We start from the raw sequence: 16431 nt of genomic DNA, 5'->3' as shown, positions 1-16431 counted from the left end.
CGCATATCACATTCTATATGCGTATGAGAGCACAATTTTGAGCCTATGCGGCTCACTTGGCTCGAAATGTGAATCAAACTGTAGAAGAATAGAATGAAACAAACACTCGAACGAAAGGAGGGCACGATGTCAGAAATCGAACAAGTGGTCACTCGTACCCGTAGATTAGAGACTTTGTTGCGCACTCAATATCATGCTGAAGGTAAAGGGTTGCATCAGCTCGTGACGAGCTGTGAAGAACGTCTGCCACATGACGTGATTGGCAAGCTCCGTTTTATTGCGACGATACGCAATAAAGTCGTGCATGAAGATAATTATCAGTTGGATGATAAAAAGGGCTTTTTGGCGGTGTGCGATGAGTGTGAAAAAGAACTGACACCGAGAAGTGGCCGCTTTATCTGGCGTGTGGCGATTTTATTGATGCTTTCCATGACATTGGGGGCGATGGCTTTTTACTACGCCAACTGGGACGTACTTAGCCAGCATTTTAAATAACGCTCAACTGGGAAAAATGAAATGAGGCAATCCACGGAGTGCGCCGTGAAGTGTAGGGTGAGGGGATGCTCTTGCCATGTCTAATCGTTGTATGGGCGTATGAAAGACAATAAAAAAAACGGGATGCGAAAGCATCCCGTTTTTTATTTAGATTCTGAAACTTAGTACATCATTGGTAGTGTCATTAAACCAACGATAACTGCGATCATTACCAGTCCTTGCTTTTGAGAAGAAGACATCACAACACTACCTCCATAAACGGTTGATGAACTCTATGAACGCAATATAGCATCGTTTTTAAGGCGTGATCAATAGATCGTTAGTAATCTCTTTGAAAAAATAAGATAACTTTGTGTTTTTGTCGGTTTGTTGGTAATTAAACAGTGTTTTTTGGGTGCTTTTAAATTGCGCTAATTTTTGTGTTTTAGTAAATTGTTGTTTTAAGTTTATGTTTTTAATTGTTTTTTTATTAATGTGATATTGCTCAAATAGTGTTTAGTGCTCTTTGTTTGGTTTTGGTTTGTCCTGCGGCTTTTATTGCTAAATAGTCGGTCTTTTCGATTGGTTTTTTCGAGGTTGTAGAAAGTCAATAGAGACTGCGTAGGGGTTTTATCATTGGATGAGAAAACAATGATGTGATTAGTGGTCTATTCTGGTTGTACCAGCTCGAGGGGTGGTTTTCTTTTGTTTTAATATTTAACTTGTTGATTTTATTTGTTTTGTTTCTGTTCTGTTTTGTTTTTTAATTTTGTTTTTTCAGTCTATTGTTATTCATTACCGCTGATAATGTCCGGCTTATTTTCCTTTGAGTGAGTTTAACGTTTGCTTTCTGCTTTTTATCACGTTTTTTATCTAGGGGGTCTGAATTTAAAACGTATTGTCGTGATCCGATACCGTAAAATAGCGGTTTTTCTCTAAGCTATGGCTTACCTCACAATAAGCAGTGAATCGCTATCAAGATCGAACTTTCGCCCTCTGCCGCTTTACATAATTGCTCGTCTACCTAGACTAGCCGCGTAATAAATAGAAGGGTACTGCAGATGTGGAGTTGGTTGGCGATAGGCTTATCTGGAATGACTTCCGTTATGGGCGTTCGACACGCAAGTCAATTTCAAGCGTTGTTTTTTAAATTGTTTACCTTATCTCTTTTACTGGTTTTGGTGTTAACGCAAGGACCAGCATCTGCCCATAGCTACTGGATTGCCGCAGGCTTGCTGGTGTCAGTGGCTGCCGATACGCTTCACTCTCTTAAATCGAAGAAAACACTCTATTTCTCTGGCTTTCTTCTCGCGCAGCTTTGCTACAGCAAGTCTTTCTGGTTACAACTCAATGGCGACATTGTCTGGTGGCTTTTGGCATTGTTGTTGGCGGCGAGCATCGTGGCGTTTTTCTTACTCCTCCCTCAATTGGATTCTTTGGTTTTTCCTGTCGTGATTATGGGCATTATGTTGGTGCAGTTAGCTTGGGCGGCAGGGGAAGTTTGGCTTCAAGCAAATGACTTCTCCAATGCGATCGGTTTTGTTGGAACCTTAGTCATGATTTATTCTGCGCTGGCGTATGCGATTCATGGCTATCGTAAACCGATGAAGCGTGCTTATGTTTGGGTGTCGGGCAGTTATTTTGTCGCACATGCTTTGATCGTGGCTTCTATCATCTATTGAGCTGTTTTAGGTCAAAGCACGATTTTTATAAAAGGTTAAGCTGGGGCCACTTGACGTGTTACAGGACGCTTAATCCATGAATGATATCCATGCTCACAATCTTCTTCACCTTCTTAAAGAACAGCCGATGGACCGTGCGGAACTGCTGGCGCATTTCGGTGGTGAAACCCGCTTTCATACGTGTAAGCTACAAGGGCTCGATTTAGACTCACTGCTGAGCTTTTTGTTGGAACGAGAAAAAATCAGTGAGCAGCAAGGAAAGTTCTGCGTCAACTTGGCGCGCATCTGTAATCACTAAGGGTGCATCCCTGTAGGAACGAGTGGTTTGATTGATCGCTCGTTTCTCTCCCTAGTAGCGAGCTCATTTTATGCCAGGGCTCGCCCGACTCTGCCTCCCAACGCCATTTGGTATATACTCTCGCCATTGTTGTATTTTGAGAGCACTTATGGACATTCTTGCTGCAGCCACCATGCTGTTTCTTATCATGGACCCGTTGGGTAATCTCCCGATTGTTCTGTCAATCTTAAAACACCTTGATGCGAAGCGACGTCGCAAGGTATTGATTCGTGAGTTACTGTTCGCCCTCCTCATTTTGATGCTGTTTTTGTTTGCAGGGCAAAGCATCATGGCTTTCTTGCAGGTAGAGCCAGAGACCTTGAGTATTTCCGGCGGCATTATTCTTTTCATCATCGCGATTAAGATGATCTTCCCCAGCGCAGGCAGCATTACTGGTTTAGCGGCAGGTGAAGAGCCCTTTATTGTGCCAATGGCGATACCGATGATTGCCGGCCCATCTGTGATTGCCGCATTACTGTTGCTCTCTTCTCAGCATCCTAATAATTTGGGTGAGCTCTCTATTGCGGTGCTGATTGCTTGGTCGGCAACGTTTGTGATTCTGATGTTCTACAGCTTTTTCCATCGAGTTTTGGGAGAGCGCGGCTTAAAAGCGGTTGAGCGTTTGATGGGCTTGTTGCTGGTGATGATTTCAACCCAAATGTTCCTCAACGGTGTTAAAAGCTATATGGGCGCCGTGAGCTAATCTGAATGACGGAATAAAACAATGCCGCTCTAGGGAGCGGCATTGTTATTTCTGAGGCAAAAGAATTACATCATATATTTGCGTCGAATATCGAGCAGGGCAAAAATGCCAAATATCAGAATGGAATTCTTTTCCCAGCGCGTCATGGTAATTTTGTCACCAAACGCGCCGACGAAGATCAGCATTTGTAGTCCATGCATGATGAACAAAAATGCCGTCATGATATACAGCACGATGGCGGCGTTACCTGGAAATGGTGACACAATATTAACCAACAGAATCAACCACACAAATGAGATGGCGGCTTTCGCTAAAAATAACAGTGCTTTCATTTCTCGATCCTTTGCTGACTATTGTCGCTCGTAAAGGCGATAGCTGACTTGCCCAGCGGTTTTTTCGCGATGCAGATGCCAAGTCGAAGGCAGCTCGTCTACCTGAAGTTCTTTTTCACTTTCAATATAAATCATCGCGTCGTCTGCCAGCCAGCCATTTTGCTCCAGCAAAGTCACGGCTTCGGCAAGCAGTCCTTGGCGAAATGGCGGATCAATAAACACCACGTGATGCGGCGTGCCTTGCTGCTTAAGGAATTGCAGTGCATCGCCTTGAATCACTTTGATATTATTTGCCTTTAGTGCTGTGACATTTTGTTGCAATTGAGCAAACGCTTTGGGGTTTAACTCCAACATGGTGACTTGCTCTGCCTGACGTGATGCCGCTTCAAAACCTAAGCCGCCAGAGCCGGCAAACAGATCCAAACAGCGAGCGCGAGGGATATCCTGTGCTAACCAGTTAAACAGCGTTTCTTTGACTCGGTCAGTTGTAGGGCGCAAGCCTTCGGCGTCATGCACGGGCAGCTTTCGCCCTCGCCAAAGACCACTAATGATGCGTACACAGCCAGTTGTTGGCTTATTTTGTGATGTGTTTTGCTGGCGACGTCTTACCATAGATTTTTTGACCGCTAATAAAGTGTTACTATAGCCAATCGCCCAGGCCTAAAGCCTGGATATTGCCCAGAATTTGATAGTGACAAAGTGTACCATTATTCCGCTGAGAAAAACGGATCACGTGTGTATACCAGTCGCGATTGTCTCTTTGCTTGCGTATCAGCAAAGATTCAACCCAGTATATAAGAAACCAGGATATCTCCCGATGACGGAAAAGAAAAAGCGCGGATTACTATCGTGGCTTGGCTTTGGTGACGATGACCAAGTAAAACAACCAGAGCCGGCACAATCAGAAGAGGTGATCAGCGAGTCTGACGAAAAAACCGTAGAGAGCCTTGAACCGATTGTCAGCCAAAAAGTGGTTGAAGAGGCGGCGGTAGAACCAATCAGCGAACCAGCAGCTGAAGAACCCGTTGAAGTGACACCTGTGGTGGTTGAAGCACCGCGCGTGCAAGAACAAGAAAAACCAACAGAAAGCTTTTTTGCGCGTCTAAAACGCAGCTTGAGTCGCACGAAAGCCAATATCGGCGCGGGTTTCTTTGGCCTATTTAAAGGCAAGAAAATCGATGATGATCTGTTTGAAGAGTTGGAAGAACAGCTACTCGTTGCGGATGTGGGTATGGATACCACGTTGAAAATCATCGAAAACTTAACAGAAAAAGCGTCTCGCCGTGACTTAAAAGATGGTGAGGCTCTGTATGGTTTGCTCAAAGAAGAGATGGCAGAGATCCTCTCTAAGGTTGAGCAACCATTGCAAGTGGACAGCAGCAAAACCCCTTACGTTATCCTGATGGTCGGGGTAAATGGCGTGGGTAAGACCACCACCATTGGTAAGTTGGCGAAACAGTTCCAAAATCAAGGTAAGAAAGTGATGTTGGCGGCGGGCGATACCTTCCGTGCGGCGGCCGTTGAGCAGTTGCAAGTGTGGGGTGAGCGTAACAATGTCCCAGTGATCGCACAGCACACTGGCGCAGACAGCGCATCGGTAATTTATGATGCGATTGAAGCCGCCAAAGCGCGTGGGGTTGATGTGGTGATTGCCGATACCGCGGGTCGCTTGCAGAACAAGAGCAACTTGATGGAAGAGCTGCGCAAAATTGTCCGAGTGATGAAAAAAATCGACGACTCCGCGCCGCATGAAATCATGTTGACCTTGGATGCAGGCACCGGTCAGAACGCGATTAGCCAAGCAAAACTGTTTAGCGATGTCGCGCCGATCACCGGGATCACCTTGACCAAACTGGATGGCACTGCGAAAGGCGGCGTGATCTTTGCTATTGCCGATCAGTTTAACATTCCAATTCGCTACATCGGTGTGGGTGAAGGGATTGAGGATCTCCGCCCGTTTGAAACCCAAGAATTTATCGACGCGCTATTTAGTCGAGAAGAGTAAGCATTAGAGAGGAATAACCGGTGATCCGATTTCAGCAGGTAAGTAAAGCCTATCGTGGCGGCCGTCAGGCCCTGCAAAAAGTCGACTTTCATTTACATCGTGGCGAAATGGCGTTTTTAGGTGGACACTCAGGTGCCGGTAAAAGTACCTTGCTGAAATTGATCTGTGCCATTGAGCGACCTACTGATGGTCGCATCAGTTTCAATGGTCATGACATCACACGCATTCCGAATAAAGACGTGCCGTTTTTACGTCGTAATATCGGCATTGTTTTCCAAGATCACCGCTTACTGATGGATCGCAGTGTTTACGACAACGTGGCACTGCCGATGCGCATTGAATCCATCTCAGAGAATGAGATAAAACGCCGAGTCTCGGCGGCTCTCGACAAAACAGGGCTGCTTGATAAAGCCCGCTGCTTGCCTAGCCAACTTTCTGGTGGTGAACAGCAACGTGTCGGCATCGCTCGCGCCGTGGTCAATCGCCCAACCTTGTTGTTGGCCGATGAACCAACGGGCAACCTTGACCCTGAGTTGTCCAACCGAGTGTTGCGTTTGTTTGAAGAGTTCAATCGTGCTGGCGTGACCATTTTATTGGCGACACACGACATCAACTTGGTCAACTCTCGTCCTCAGTATCGTCATTTCGAACTTAACCAAGGTTTTCTCAGTGAGGTAGAAGATTATGGCCGCGAATAAACGCCTTAAAAAGCCAGCGAGCAAATCGACCTCGAATCGCCCTAAGACGGACGGTTTTGTTTCGATTCATATCAAGCAAGCCAAAGCCTCCTTCAAAGCGATCTGGCATCGCCCGCTGGGGAATATTTTAACCTTAGCGGTCATCTCCATGGCATTAGCCATGCCTGCCTGTTTGTATTTGCTTGGTAAAAACATCGCCGTTGCCACCTCGCATGTCACGTCGCCAGCACAAGTGAGTGCCTACTTGCGTGAAGGAGTACCAGAAGCTAGAGTCATGGTGCTCAAAGATGAGTTGGAAACGCAGCAAGATGTTGAATTGGTGGAGTACATCTCTCCGCAGCAAGGCTTAGAGCATCTCAGCCAGTATTCCGGTTTTGACCAAGCGTTAAGCTTACTGGAAGATTATGCCCTGCCGGGCGTCTTGGTGATCACCCCTGCGGTGGAAGAGAACAACGCCATCAAAGCGTTGGCGCAACAACTGCGTCAAGAAGAAGACATTACGGATGTGCGTCTAGACGAAGATTGGTTAACACGGTTAGATGCAATAAAAACGGTCGCGACAATTATTGTCATGACCTTGACACTGTTAATGTTGGGTGCTGTATTTTTAATCGTTGGCAATACCTTGCGCTTTAATGTGCTCGCCAACAAAGAAGAAATTCAAACCATGAAACTCATTGGTGCGACAGACAACTTTATTCTGCGCCCCTACTTATATTCAGGAATGTGGTTTGGTTTACTCGGCGCGGTATCGGCGTGGTGTTTTACCGCGCTGATTACGGTGTTGTTAAATGGTGCCGTTGCGGATCTCGCGGCTTTATACGACAGCCAATTTCGTCTTATTGGCCTAAGCTGGGATGAATCCTTGTTGCTTGTGATGACAGGAACCTTCTTAGGTTGTGTGGCGGCAAAAGTATCGGCGCAGCGCCATTTAAAAGAAATTGAACCTGTTTAAGTGATGCGGGTCTTATAGTAGGCAATCGTCGCACAGAATCAAATTTGATTGACTTGTATAGACGATTTGTTTATGGATAATTGCTAACCCTGCTTGAAACTGATTCATCTTCAGTTCAAGATAATGGCGCTAATTTGCAATGTATAACTCCAGATCAGAGATTGATGAGGAATTGAATGACAACTCAAGCGTATCCGATGGCACTAGTAACGCAAGATAGCCTTGATGGCTACATTCGCTCGGTGAACAGCTACCCAATGCTGACCGCAGACGAAGAACGTGATCTAGCTGAACGTCTACACTACAAAGGCGAAATTGAAGCGGCAAAAGGGCTGATTCTCTCTCACCTGAGATTCGTTGTTCACGTTGCCCGCGGTTATTCTGGCTACGGTTTACCAATGGCTGATTTAGTACAAGAAGGCAATATTGGTCTCATGAAGGCGGTAAAACGCTTCAATCCAGAAGTTGGGGTGAGGCTAGTTTCTTTTGCGGTTCACTGGATCAAAGCGGAAATTCACGAGTACGTACTACGTAACTGGCGTATTGTGAAGATCGCGACCACCAAAGCGCAGCGTAAGTTGTTCTTCAACCTACGTAAGTCGAAAAAACGTCTTGGTTGGTTTAACAATGGCGAAGTCGAAACCGTGGCTCGTGAGTTGGGCGTAGAACCGGCAGAAGTGCGAGAAATGGAATCGCGTTTGGCGGCGGTCGATTCGACCTTTGATTTGCCAAATGAGGAAGACGATTCTAGCTCGGTATCAACGGCACCAGTCCTTTATCTGGAAGACAAATCTTCAGATGTGGCGGACAACCTAGAAGCGCAAAACTGGGAAGCTCACACCAATAACCGCCTTGCGATGGCATTGGCTAGCCTTGATGAGCGTAGCCAACATATTGTTCGCTCGCGTTGGTTGGACGATGATAAAGCCACGCTGCAAGACCTCGCGGAAATGTATGGTGTTTCTGCGGAGCGAATTCGTCAGCTTGAAAAGAACGCGATGAAGAAACTGAAGATGGCCGTCGGCGAGATTTAGTTCTCTTACCAAACCACTCAAGAATCAGCAAAAGCCGAGATCAATGATCTCGGCTTTTTTGTTGCCTGCCACAACATCATGGCGAGTGTTGTTGATCGAAATCGAGTGACGAAAATGATCACGAAATGATGCCAAGCCTGTGAATAACTCTGTGAAGTAATTATTTATCAACTGTTCGAAAGCTGGATGAAATCAGGGCTTGAAGAGGAATTTTGTTTGGGGATAGCTATAAAACTACACACAGAAAGATCAAGATCCTTACTACATGTAGTGGATCAAAATGACACAAAACACTTTATCAACGCAATCCACAGATTTATCCACAGATGATGGATAAATGTACGCTTGTCAAAGACCAGAAGAACTGTGTGTCTAAGTTTGGCTCTGGATAGGTTACAATCCCAGCAGAACAAAATAACGAAAATGAGAAAGTATATGGAACAGTTCAAGCATATTGATGTACAAGGCGCGCACGCGCTCATCAGCCGTGGAGAAGCACGCTTGGTGGATATTCGTGACCCACAATCTTTTGCTGTGGCGCATGCCCAATCGGCCTTTCATCTAACCAACGATTCGATCGTAAATTTCATGCAGCAGGTGGAGTTTGAACAGCCTGTTTTGGTGATGTGTTACCACGGCATCAGCAGTCAAGGGGCGGCCCAATACCTGGTCAATCAAGGTTTTGAAGAGGTGTACAGTGTCGATGGTGGTTTTGAAGCTTGGCATCGCGCCAGTTTGCCCGTTGAAGCAAGCTGATCCCTTTAGAAAGAAGGGCTTTTGCCTAACGGCCTTTGATGTGGAAGAATGAGGTTCGATTTTTCGTCTAACTGAGGTTCCTCTATGCAGCGTCTTATTGTGTTGAACAATCCAAGGATGGCGCAGGCTTTTATCGACTACATGGCGTCTCGACAAATTGATTTGCGAATGATGCCTGAAGGTCAAGGGCAGTTTGCCTTGTGGCTGATGGACGATCAGCATTGGGTTGAAACCGAAGCAGAGCTCAAACAGTTTTTGGCTAATCCTGGTGACAGTAAATACAGCGCGGCATCTTGGGATATGGCGGAAACGCGCAAAACTCAGTTCAGTTACCGAAGCCCCAGTTTACTGGCGATGGTGAAAGCGAAAGCGGGGCCAGTCACCATGGCGGTGATGGTCGCCTGTGTGGCGGTTTATGTGCTCATGATGTTTGGTTGGGAAAGCGCGCTTTTAAGTGCGATGCATTTTCCTGCGGAAGCCGCGCAACAATGGCAACTATGGCGTTGGGTGAGCCATGCACTGCTGCACTTCTCGGTGACCCACATTGTGTTTAACTTACTGTGGTGGTGGCAGTTTGGTGGCGACATTGAACAGAGATTGGGTAGCGGTAAACTACTGCAAATCTTTGTCATTTCGGCCGCCCTCTCTGGCGCTGGTCAGTTTTGGGTTGAAGGGGCCAATTTTGGTGGTTTATCTGGCGTGGTTTATGCCTTGCTCGGTTACGCTTGGATTTTAGGTTATCGCGTGCCTCACCTTGGCTTATCAGTGCCTAGGCCCGTGGTCGCTTTTATGCTGGTATGGCTCATTCTTGGTTACGTTCAACCCTTTATGGCGATTGCCAATACTGCTCATCTCGTGGGTTTGTTGTCTGGTATGGGGCTGGCCTATCTGGATTCCACCAAGCAAAAACATCAAAAAGCGGCCTAGGCCGCTTTTTGCTTTATAACTTAAATAGAATCAGCCGAGCTGAACATGCTACTGATAGAGGTATTTGGTAAACAGCAGGTCAGCAATGACGGTTTTGCCCGTTTCTGGCAATAAGATCTCATTGAGTTTTTCGACCAAATGCTTACGCAAATCTTCACGTCCAGCCAGTGACTTCACCGTGTCTTCACTTTGCTGGCCCAGCAACTCAACCACAGCGTCTCTGATCAACGGCTGATGGTGTTCGACCAACGCCAAATCCGCATTGCTCATGACCATGATGTCGATGCGCACTTGGATGTAACCCAGTTTCTTGCCTTTGGTATAAAAGTTGGTGGTGAGGTCTGGCTCAAGGGTGAAATACGCAAGTTGAGGGCCAGTCTGTTCTTCTTCGGCATGCAAAGGTAAAGAAAAGAGCAAGCTGAAGGCGATAATTATTTGGGCTATATAACGTTTGTACATATTTCTGACTTTTCTTTCTTCTGATCACGATACTCGAAACGCATTTGTCTTGTTACAATAGGCGGTCCAAATGTCACTATAAGTTATTACAATCTTTACGGTGGCTCATTACCGTAAAGTGACGCTTTATTGTACGCACAACGCGACTAAAAGCTACTAATTGAATACTAGTATGAATCAGCCAAACTCGCTCTATCTTGCTTTGTTAATAGAAGCAAAATGGCAAAATCCTGAAGATTTTCACTTTTCTAGTGACTTTGCTAAGCACTGGTTACTGGAGCAAGGCTCCTTGTCTCGCCGTTTGGCGCGTCATTGCCAACATCTGACCGTTGAGTTGATGCGCAATGAAAAAAGTGGTGTAGGCCAATTAACAAGGCAAGAGACTCAGGGATTGTCGCCTGAGATTTGCTTGATCCGAGAGGTGGTGCTATCCGGTGATCAAACTCCGTGGGTGTTGGGGAGAACGTTGATCCCTGAAACCACCTTAGCTGATCAGCCCTACGACTTAGCCACGCTGGGTGATATTCCTTTGGGGCTCACCGTGTTTAGTGCAGAGCAAGTTGAGCGTGACGCATTGCAAGTGGCTTGGATCGAAACACCGCAAGGGAGTTTACTCGCCAGACGTTCTCGTTTATGGATGAACCACAAACCGATGTTAGTGGCAGAACTGTTTTTACCTGATGCACCGATTTACTCCAGGGAGAGTGTGTAAATGTCAGTAGAAAAGGCCAAGGCGTATTGGCAACTGATGAGGATGGACCGACCAATTGGCACGTTACTGCTGCTTTGGCCAACCTTGTGGGCGTTGATTATTGCTGCGGAAGGGACTCCCGATTGGCATGTTTTGCTGGTCTTTGTGTTGGGCGTGGTGTTGATGCGCAGTGCCGGTTGCGTGATCAATGACTTTGCCGATCGTAAAGTGGATGGTCATGTTAAGCGTACTCAGCAGCGACCTCTGCCTTCAGGTCGCGTGACGGCGAAAGAAGCGATTATTCTGTTTTTGCTGTTAGGGATCAGCTCTTTTTTGTTGGTGTTGACCATGAACCCACTCACTATCCAGCTCTCATTTGCCGGTATCGTGTTGGCGTTCATTTACCCTTTTATGAAGCGCTATACCCAACTACCGCAGTTGTTTCTTGGCTTAGCGTTTAGCTGGGCAATCCCGATGGCATGGGCCGCGCAGGCGAATGAGTTGCCTTGGGTGGTGTGGTTTGTGTTTGCAATTAATGCGTTATGGACCATTGCGTACGATACCCAATATGCGATGGTTGATCGCGATGATGACATTCACATCGGTGTTAAATCGACCGCTATTTTGTTTGGCCGCCACGACAAGTTAATCATCGGCCTGTTGCAATTGCTAACGCTAGTGATGCTGGTTTGGCTTGGCTTGCATTACCAATTGGGGCAAAGTTTTTATTGGAGCGTACTGGCCGCCGGTGCGCTGTTTGTTTATCAGCAGCATTTGATCCGTCATCGTCAGCGAGAGTTGTGTTTCCAAGCGTTTCTCAATAATAACTATGTCGGGATGGTGCTGGCGCTCGGGTTATTTGTCGCGTTTTGGTAGACCGCACTGAGTCTGCTTGATGCTGGTTGCACAGCAAAACAAAAAAACAAAGGCATCCACGGGATGCCTTTGTTGTATTTAATGCTGGCTTACGCCGATTTGAGCTGGAAGACACTCTCTTCAATCGTGAGCTTCACTTCTGGGTAGAGCAAGGCGTAGAGCAAAGTAGCAAATTGTGCGGTTTTCTCACTGTCGCAGTTGCCGTCACTATCAAGGTAGCCTTGTTGTTTTAACGTGCTAAACAGAGAGGCGAACACACCTTTGTCGAAGTACTCCGGCGCATTGATACCATGTAAGCGAGTCAAACGCTGAGCGATGTCTTGGCTCTTTTGTTCCAAATCCGCTTTAGCCAATTCAGGATTGGACACCAGCAGATTGAAGGCAATCGAGTAGCGCTGAAGCGTTTCTGAGATGGTACGACCGAGCAAGACAAGCGTGAGGGTATTCGCTTGATTTTTCGCAACCTTATCTTCTTTCAGGCTGATCAGATCCTGCGATACCAACTCGTTTAGCACTTTCACAACCAGTTCATCGAGCTCTTCTTCTTTGTGGCTCAAGAACAGTTCCGCTTTCAGGAATGGGTAAATCTCCGCCACTTGCTGCTGGATTTGGCTCACGGTTAGATTTTCCTGACGAATGATCATCTGTGCAATCAGCGATGGTAGCGCGAACAAGTGGATGATGTTGTTGCGGTAGTAGGTCATCAAGATCGACTGATTACGATCGAGCGAAATGATGTCGCCCATGGTATCGGTTTCGATGACAAACTTATCCAATGAAATCGCGTGTTCCACCAGAGCTTCGGCGCTTTCAGAAGGCACGGTATAGGTCTTCGAGTACGGCACATTCTTCAAGAGTTGTAAGTAACACTCAATCTGATGAATCAGAGAATCTTTAGAAAGCGCCCGCTGACGTGATGCCAGTAATGCGGTGGCACACAAGGTCAATGCGTTCGCTGCCGCAGCGTCGTTAATGTGCGTCATCATCTTATTCGCCAACTGGTTCACCACAGGATTGATCCATTGAGGTCGGCTCGCGCCCATTGGGTCGATGTCTTTGGTCCACTCAGGGGCATGTTCGTTGAGGTATTGGTTGAGCGGAATAGGCTCACCAAAGTTGACATAACCCAAGCCAAAGTTACGCAGTTTGCGTAGCGTGCGCAGTACAAGACCTGCGTTTTCTTTCTCTTTACGTTTACCACGCAGCTCTTTGGCGTAGGTTGCCACTTCCATCACGTGCTCATAGCCAATGTAAACCGGCACTAAGGTGACTGGGCGATTTAGCCCACGCAGCATGGCTTGAATGGTCATCGCCAACATGCCGGTTTTGGCTGGAAGCAAACGACCCGTGCGCGAGCGGCCACCTTCCGAGAAGTATTCTACCGAGTAGCCTTTGGCAAAGAGCTCTGCCAAATATTCGCGGAAAATGGTCGAATAAAGACGATTGCCCTTGAAGCTACGACGAATAAAGAATGCCCCGCCGCGGCGGAAAATCGGACCCGCTGGGAAGAAGTTGAGGTTTATGCCGGCGGCAATATGCGGTGGCACCATCCCTTCGTGATAAAGCACGTAAGAGAGCAGCAGGTAGTCCATGTGACTGCGATGGCAAGGCACATACACAATCTCATGACCATCTTGCGCTAGACGGCGCACCGTTGCGGCATTGTTGATGTTAAGCCCCTGATAGAGCTTGTTCCAAAGCCATCCCAACAGGCGGTCGCCTTGTTTTACCAATGAGTAAGAGAAATCCGCTGCAATCTCATCCATGATGTCTTGCGCTTCTTTACGCGCTTTCTCCATCGAGATGTTTTTGCTTTTTGCTTCTTCCTCAATCGCTTGCTCAATGGCTGGCGATTTCATCAAACGCGCAAACAGCACTTGGCGCGAAGGCAAGTCCGGGCCAGAAGCCGCCAGTTTTTGACGTGAGAAGTGAATGCGAGCTACGCGTGCCAACTTGTGGGCAATCGAGCTATCGGTACCGTGTGATTGCGCCATGTAACGCAGTGAGACCACAGGGCTAAAGCGCACAAGGCAATCACGACCGGCGGTGATCACTGCTTTGGCTTTTTGCAGGCCATTCATCGCTTGTAGGTAAGGCTTATTGTTGCCTTCTTTACCCGGCTTACGCCCCCACAATACGGTGGCAGGGATCACCTGAACATCCAGTTCGCTGTCTTCCGCGTGGAGCGCCAGTAAATCGGAGAAAAGGGCAATCGAGTCACTTGGTACATCGTTATCGCTTTGAACCAACGTTGGTCGAGAGGCGATAAACACATAACGTTTGAGTGATTTGCCATGGATCTCAAGCGGAGAAAGTGGATCGGGTAATCCTAACTCGAGTGCGTGTTTTTGGAGTGTTAATAGGTCCACGGCCGAGCGAAAAGGCAGGGCATAAACAATGGGCTTATTAATATCGATGTGGTGATCGTCGATTGGATTAGAAGGAATCGCAGTGCCTTTCACCAACGCCGACAGCGGTAGCTTCAGTAATGAATGTGAAAATGATTGTCCTGAAGACATATAGGTTCACAGCCTCAATAGAATTCAAACATACCCAAACTTATTTCTGTTACTGAATGATTCCAGTAATAGGAATAAATCTGAGCGATAATTTTTAAGCGGCAAGGATACCAGAACTGGTCAAACCTTTTAACTTAATTGAGTATGGATTAGACGAATTTCCTTAAATTGCGTTGAACCGAGCGGGTCAAGCGTGGCGTTTTAAACACAAATGTTCGCCAAAAAGAGAGAAGAAATTAAAAAACAATCAATTGGGTTTCCATTTGTACAATTACTGGATATACTCACAGTTAACTGTATAAAAAGACAGGTGACCTATGAAGCCGTTAACGCCACGCCAACAACAAGTTTTCGATCTGATTAAAAGCAAGATCGAAGTGACTGGAATGCCACCCACTCGTGCGGAAATTGCGCGTGAGCTGGGTTTTCGCTCTGCCAATGCGGCAGAAGAACATTTAAAAGCGCTTGCTCGTAAGCAAGTGATCGAAATTGTCCCAGGTGCCTCTCGTGGGATCCGTATTCTGCTCGAAGAGGAAGCGGCGAATGATGAGCCAGGTTTACCTCTGATTGGCCGTGTTGCGGCAGGGGAGCCTATCTTGGCGCAAGAGCATGTGGAAATGCACTACCAAGTGGATCCGAGCATGTTCCGACCTCAAGCCGATTTTCTTTTGCGCGTTCATGGCGAAAGTATGAAAGACATCGGCATTATGGATGGTGACTTGTTGGCAGTGCACAAAACACAAGACGTGCGCAATGGGCAAGTTGTGGTCGCGCGCGTTGAAGATGATGTAACGGTAAAACGTTTGGAACGTAAAGGTTCAACCGTGCTGCTCCATGCAGAAAATGAAGAGTTTGCACCTATCGAAGTGGATCTCACTAGCCAGCAGCTGACTATTGAAGGCATTGCCGTGGGTATTATCCGCAATACGGATTGGATGTAATACGCCCTACCATGTGCAAAACAATGCTCAATAAGCTCCGTTTCTACGGAGCTTATTTGTTTTGTCTCGGCCCCATTTGACGATCGTTTCTCAATAAGGCGTCAGTGAGGATGCAGCGCACGGATTGAAATTGCAATTGAGATTTATTATCATTAAGTTCTTTTATGGAACGATGAGAAAGGTCTCGTGATGTCTTCAATCAAACAGTCATCGGAAAAGGGATATCCGGTACCAGCAAGATTGTTGCAGCCGTTGTGGCTTCGTAGCCGAGAAAGCTTGGTCGACGGAGGGTTAATCTATGACCCGATTGCCGCAAAAGCCTGCTTAAGTTGCCAGCTTGCGCCTGAGTGTTTATCTGGCGATGTAGCGCAAAAACAGCTGTTACACGCGACCTTAGCGCAGCAGTGCGATCAACAAGTCTCGCAGTTTTTACAGCAGCATCCAGAAGGGTGGATTATTAACGTTGGTGCTGGTCTCGATACGCGCTTTTATCGTCTTGATAATGGCCGATGCCATTGGGTGGAGTTGGATGTTACGGAAAACTTGCTCTGGCGTCAGCGATTATTCCACAAAAACGAACGCTACCAGCAACAGCATGGCAGCGTCGATGATCTTTCTTGCTTAGAGCAACTGGCGATCAACGACAAGACACCTGTATTGATCGTGTGTGAGTTGGCGCTGCTCGATTGTCCATTGACTCAGGTTGCCAACTTTGTGCAACTGCTTGGGCGACGCTTTGTGTCTGCGCAGGTGTGCATGGTATTGGCGGGAGACTTAACCGACAGTAGCCTGGGGCAGAAATTGGGCTCTGATCGTTATGCGCATGCCATGGCAGCGCCGGCAGAACAAGTTTTGCAGTGGCTCCCTTGGGCACAATGGGTCAAAGTGTTTTCTCCCTTCGATCGTTTCTGTGCACGTTGGAAAACATGGCAGCGTTGGCTAAGTAAAATACCCATGCTGAAACATCGTCTTACTCCCGTCGTGGTCCATATGAAATGGTAAAAAAACAGCAGGAATTCCTGCTGTTTTTGTTTGGGAAGCG

At 47.0% G+C, this 16431-nt stretch carries 18 protein-coding genes; 14 read left to right on the top strand and 4 right to left on the bottom strand.

The annotated features are described in order from the left end of the window. Nucleotides 1-126 precede the first annotated feature (126 nt). The 4 genes from LZU85_RS17130 to LZU85_RS17115 all read left to right on the top strand — a co-directional run bounded on the left by LZU85_RS17130 (nt 127) and on the right by LZU85_RS17115 (nt 3196). Nucleotides 127-495, top strand: a complete 369-nt coding sequence (locus LZU85_RS17130) for a DUF4145 domain-containing protein (protein WP_176299278.1) — start codon at nt 127-129, stop codon at nt 493-495. 1040 nt (nt 496-1535) lie between these two features. Continuing rightward, nucleotides 1536-2156 (top strand): lysoplasmalogenase, encoded by a 621-nt coding sequence (locus LZU85_RS17125; protein ID WP_237287905.1) that lies wholly within the window; start codon nt 1536-1538, stop codon nt 2154-2156. 76 nt (nt 2157-2232) lie between these two features. Then, a complete protein-coding gene (locus LZU85_RS17120) occupies nt 2233-2454 on the top strand; it encodes a YecH family metal-binding protein (protein ID WP_017420385.1) in 222 nt (73 codons plus the stop codon). Between the two features lie 148 nt (nt 2455-2602). Next, the gene (locus tag LZU85_RS17115) at nt 2603-3196 is read left to right on the top strand and encodes a YhgN family NAAT transporter (protein WP_176299276.1); all 594 of its coding nucleotides are present in this window, start codon (nt 2603-2605) and stop codon (nt 3194-3196) included. Nucleotides 3197-3261: 65 nt separating this feature from the next. Here the strand turns inward: LZU85_RS17115 and LZU85_RS17110 are convergent, their stop codons facing one another. Both LZU85_RS17110 and rsmD read right to left on the bottom strand, forming a co-directional pair. Further along, the gene (locus LZU85_RS17110) at nt 3262-3528 is read right to left on the bottom strand and encodes a DUF1145 domain-containing protein (RefSeq protein ID WP_017420383.1); all 267 of its coding nucleotides are present in this window, start codon (nt 3526-3528) and stop codon (nt 3262-3264) included. A gap of 18 nt (nt 3529-3546) precedes the next feature. Next, nucleotides 3547-4140 carry a 16S rRNA (guanine(966)-N(2))-methyltransferase RsmD gene (gene rsmD, locus LZU85_RS17105; protein WP_045620228.1) on the bottom strand — a complete coding sequence of 198 codons (594 nt, stop codon included), beginning with the start codon at nt 4138-4140 and terminating at the stop codon, nt 3547-3549. A 205-nt stretch (nt 4141-4345) separates the two neighbouring features. Here rsmD and ftsY point away from each other — a divergent pair, with 205 nt between their 5' ends. The 6 genes from ftsY (at nt 4346) to glpG (ending at nt 9903) form a co-directional block, all read left to right on the top strand. After that, nucleotides 4346-5533: a signal recognition particle-docking protein FtsY gene (gene ftsY / locus LZU85_RS17100; RefSeq protein ID WP_237287904.1), complete on the top strand. Its 1188-nt coding sequence runs from the start codon at nt 4346-4348 to the stop codon at nt 5531-5533. A gap of 20 nt (nt 5534-5553) precedes the next feature. After that, nucleotides 5554-6231 (top strand): cell division ATP-binding protein FtsE, encoded by a 678-nt coding sequence (gene ftsE / locus LZU85_RS17095; RefSeq protein ID WP_176299275.1) that lies wholly within the window; start codon nt 5554-5556, stop codon nt 6229-6231. Further along, nucleotides 6218-7186, top strand: a complete 969-nt coding sequence (ftsX, locus tag LZU85_RS17090) for a permease-like cell division protein FtsX (protein ID WP_011079168.1) — start codon at nt 6218-6220, stop codon at nt 7184-7186. Before ftsE ends, ftsX begins: the two co-directional genes overlap by 14 nt. A 176-nt stretch (nt 7187-7362) precedes the next feature. Beyond that, nucleotides 7363-8220, top strand: a complete 858-nt coding sequence (rpoH, locus tag LZU85_RS17085; RefSeq protein ID WP_011079169.1) for an RNA polymerase sigma factor RpoH — start codon at nt 7363-7365, stop codon at nt 8218-8220. A 435-nt stretch (nt 8221-8655) separates the two neighbouring features. Continuing rightward, nucleotides 8656-8976 carry a thiosulfate sulfurtransferase GlpE gene (gene glpE, locus LZU85_RS17080; RefSeq protein WP_011079170.1) on the top strand — a complete coding sequence of 107 codons (321 nt, stop codon included), beginning with the start codon at nt 8656-8658 and terminating at the stop codon, nt 8974-8976. An 84-nt stretch (nt 8977-9060) separates the two neighbouring features. Further along, nucleotides 9061-9903: a rhomboid family intramembrane serine protease GlpG gene (gene glpG, locus LZU85_RS17075; RefSeq protein ID WP_237287903.1), complete on the top strand. Its 843-nt coding sequence runs from the start codon at nt 9061-9063 to the stop codon at nt 9901-9903. Between the two features lie 48 nt (nt 9904-9951). Here glpG and LZU85_RS17070 read toward each other — a convergent pair whose 3' ends face one another. Then, complete coding sequence (locus LZU85_RS17070) at nt 9952-10362, bottom strand: flagellar basal body-associated protein FliL (RefSeq protein ID WP_011079172.1); 411 nt, start codon at nt 10360-10362, stop codon at nt 9952-9954. Between the two features lie 172 nt (nt 10363-10534). Here LZU85_RS17070 and LZU85_RS17065 point away from each other — a divergent pair, with 172 nt between their 5' ends. Further along, nucleotides 10535-11074 (top strand): chorismate lyase, encoded by a 540-nt coding sequence (locus tag LZU85_RS17065; RefSeq protein WP_194592903.1) that lies wholly within the window; start codon nt 10535-10537, stop codon nt 11072-11074. Next, on the top strand, nt 11075-11929 hold the full coding sequence (gene ubiA / locus LZU85_RS17060; RefSeq protein ID WP_237287902.1) for a 4-hydroxybenzoate octaprenyltransferase: 855 nt from the start codon (nt 11075-11077) through the stop codon (nt 11927-11929). An 89-nt stretch (nt 11930-12018) separates the two neighbouring features. On the opposite strand, the gene plsB is transcribed toward ubiA, so the two are convergent. After that, nucleotides 12019-14448: a glycerol-3-phosphate 1-O-acyltransferase PlsB gene (gene plsB / locus LZU85_RS17055; protein ID WP_039552156.1), complete on the bottom strand. Its 2430-nt coding sequence runs from the start codon at nt 14446-14448 to the stop codon at nt 12019-12021. A 317-nt stretch (nt 14449-14765) separates the two neighbouring features. Between plsB and lexA the strand changes: the two genes are divergently transcribed. Together lexA and LZU85_RS17045 are read left to right on the top strand one after the other, a co-directional pair. Beyond that, on the top strand, nt 14766-15389 hold the full coding sequence (gene lexA, locus LZU85_RS17050; RefSeq protein WP_011079176.1) for a transcriptional repressor LexA: 624 nt from the start codon (nt 14766-14768) through the stop codon (nt 15387-15389). Nucleotides 15390-15578: 189 nt separating this feature from the next. Continuing rightward, nucleotides 15579-16391 carry a class I SAM-dependent methyltransferase gene (locus LZU85_RS17045; protein ID WP_045596331.1) on the top strand — a complete coding sequence of 271 codons (813 nt, stop codon included), beginning with the start codon at nt 15579-15581 and terminating at the stop codon, nt 16389-16391. Nucleotides 16392-16431 lie beyond the last annotated feature (40 nt).

The sequence above is a fragment of the Vibrio floridensis genome, from assembly GCF_021852965.1.
GTDB classification, from domain to species: Bacteria; Pseudomonadota; Gammaproteobacteria; order Enterobacterales; family Vibrionaceae; genus Vibrio; species Vibrio floridensis.
The sequence above is the reverse complement of the archived record's forward strand: the minus strand, read 5'-3'. Positions and strand labels throughout refer to the sequence as shown.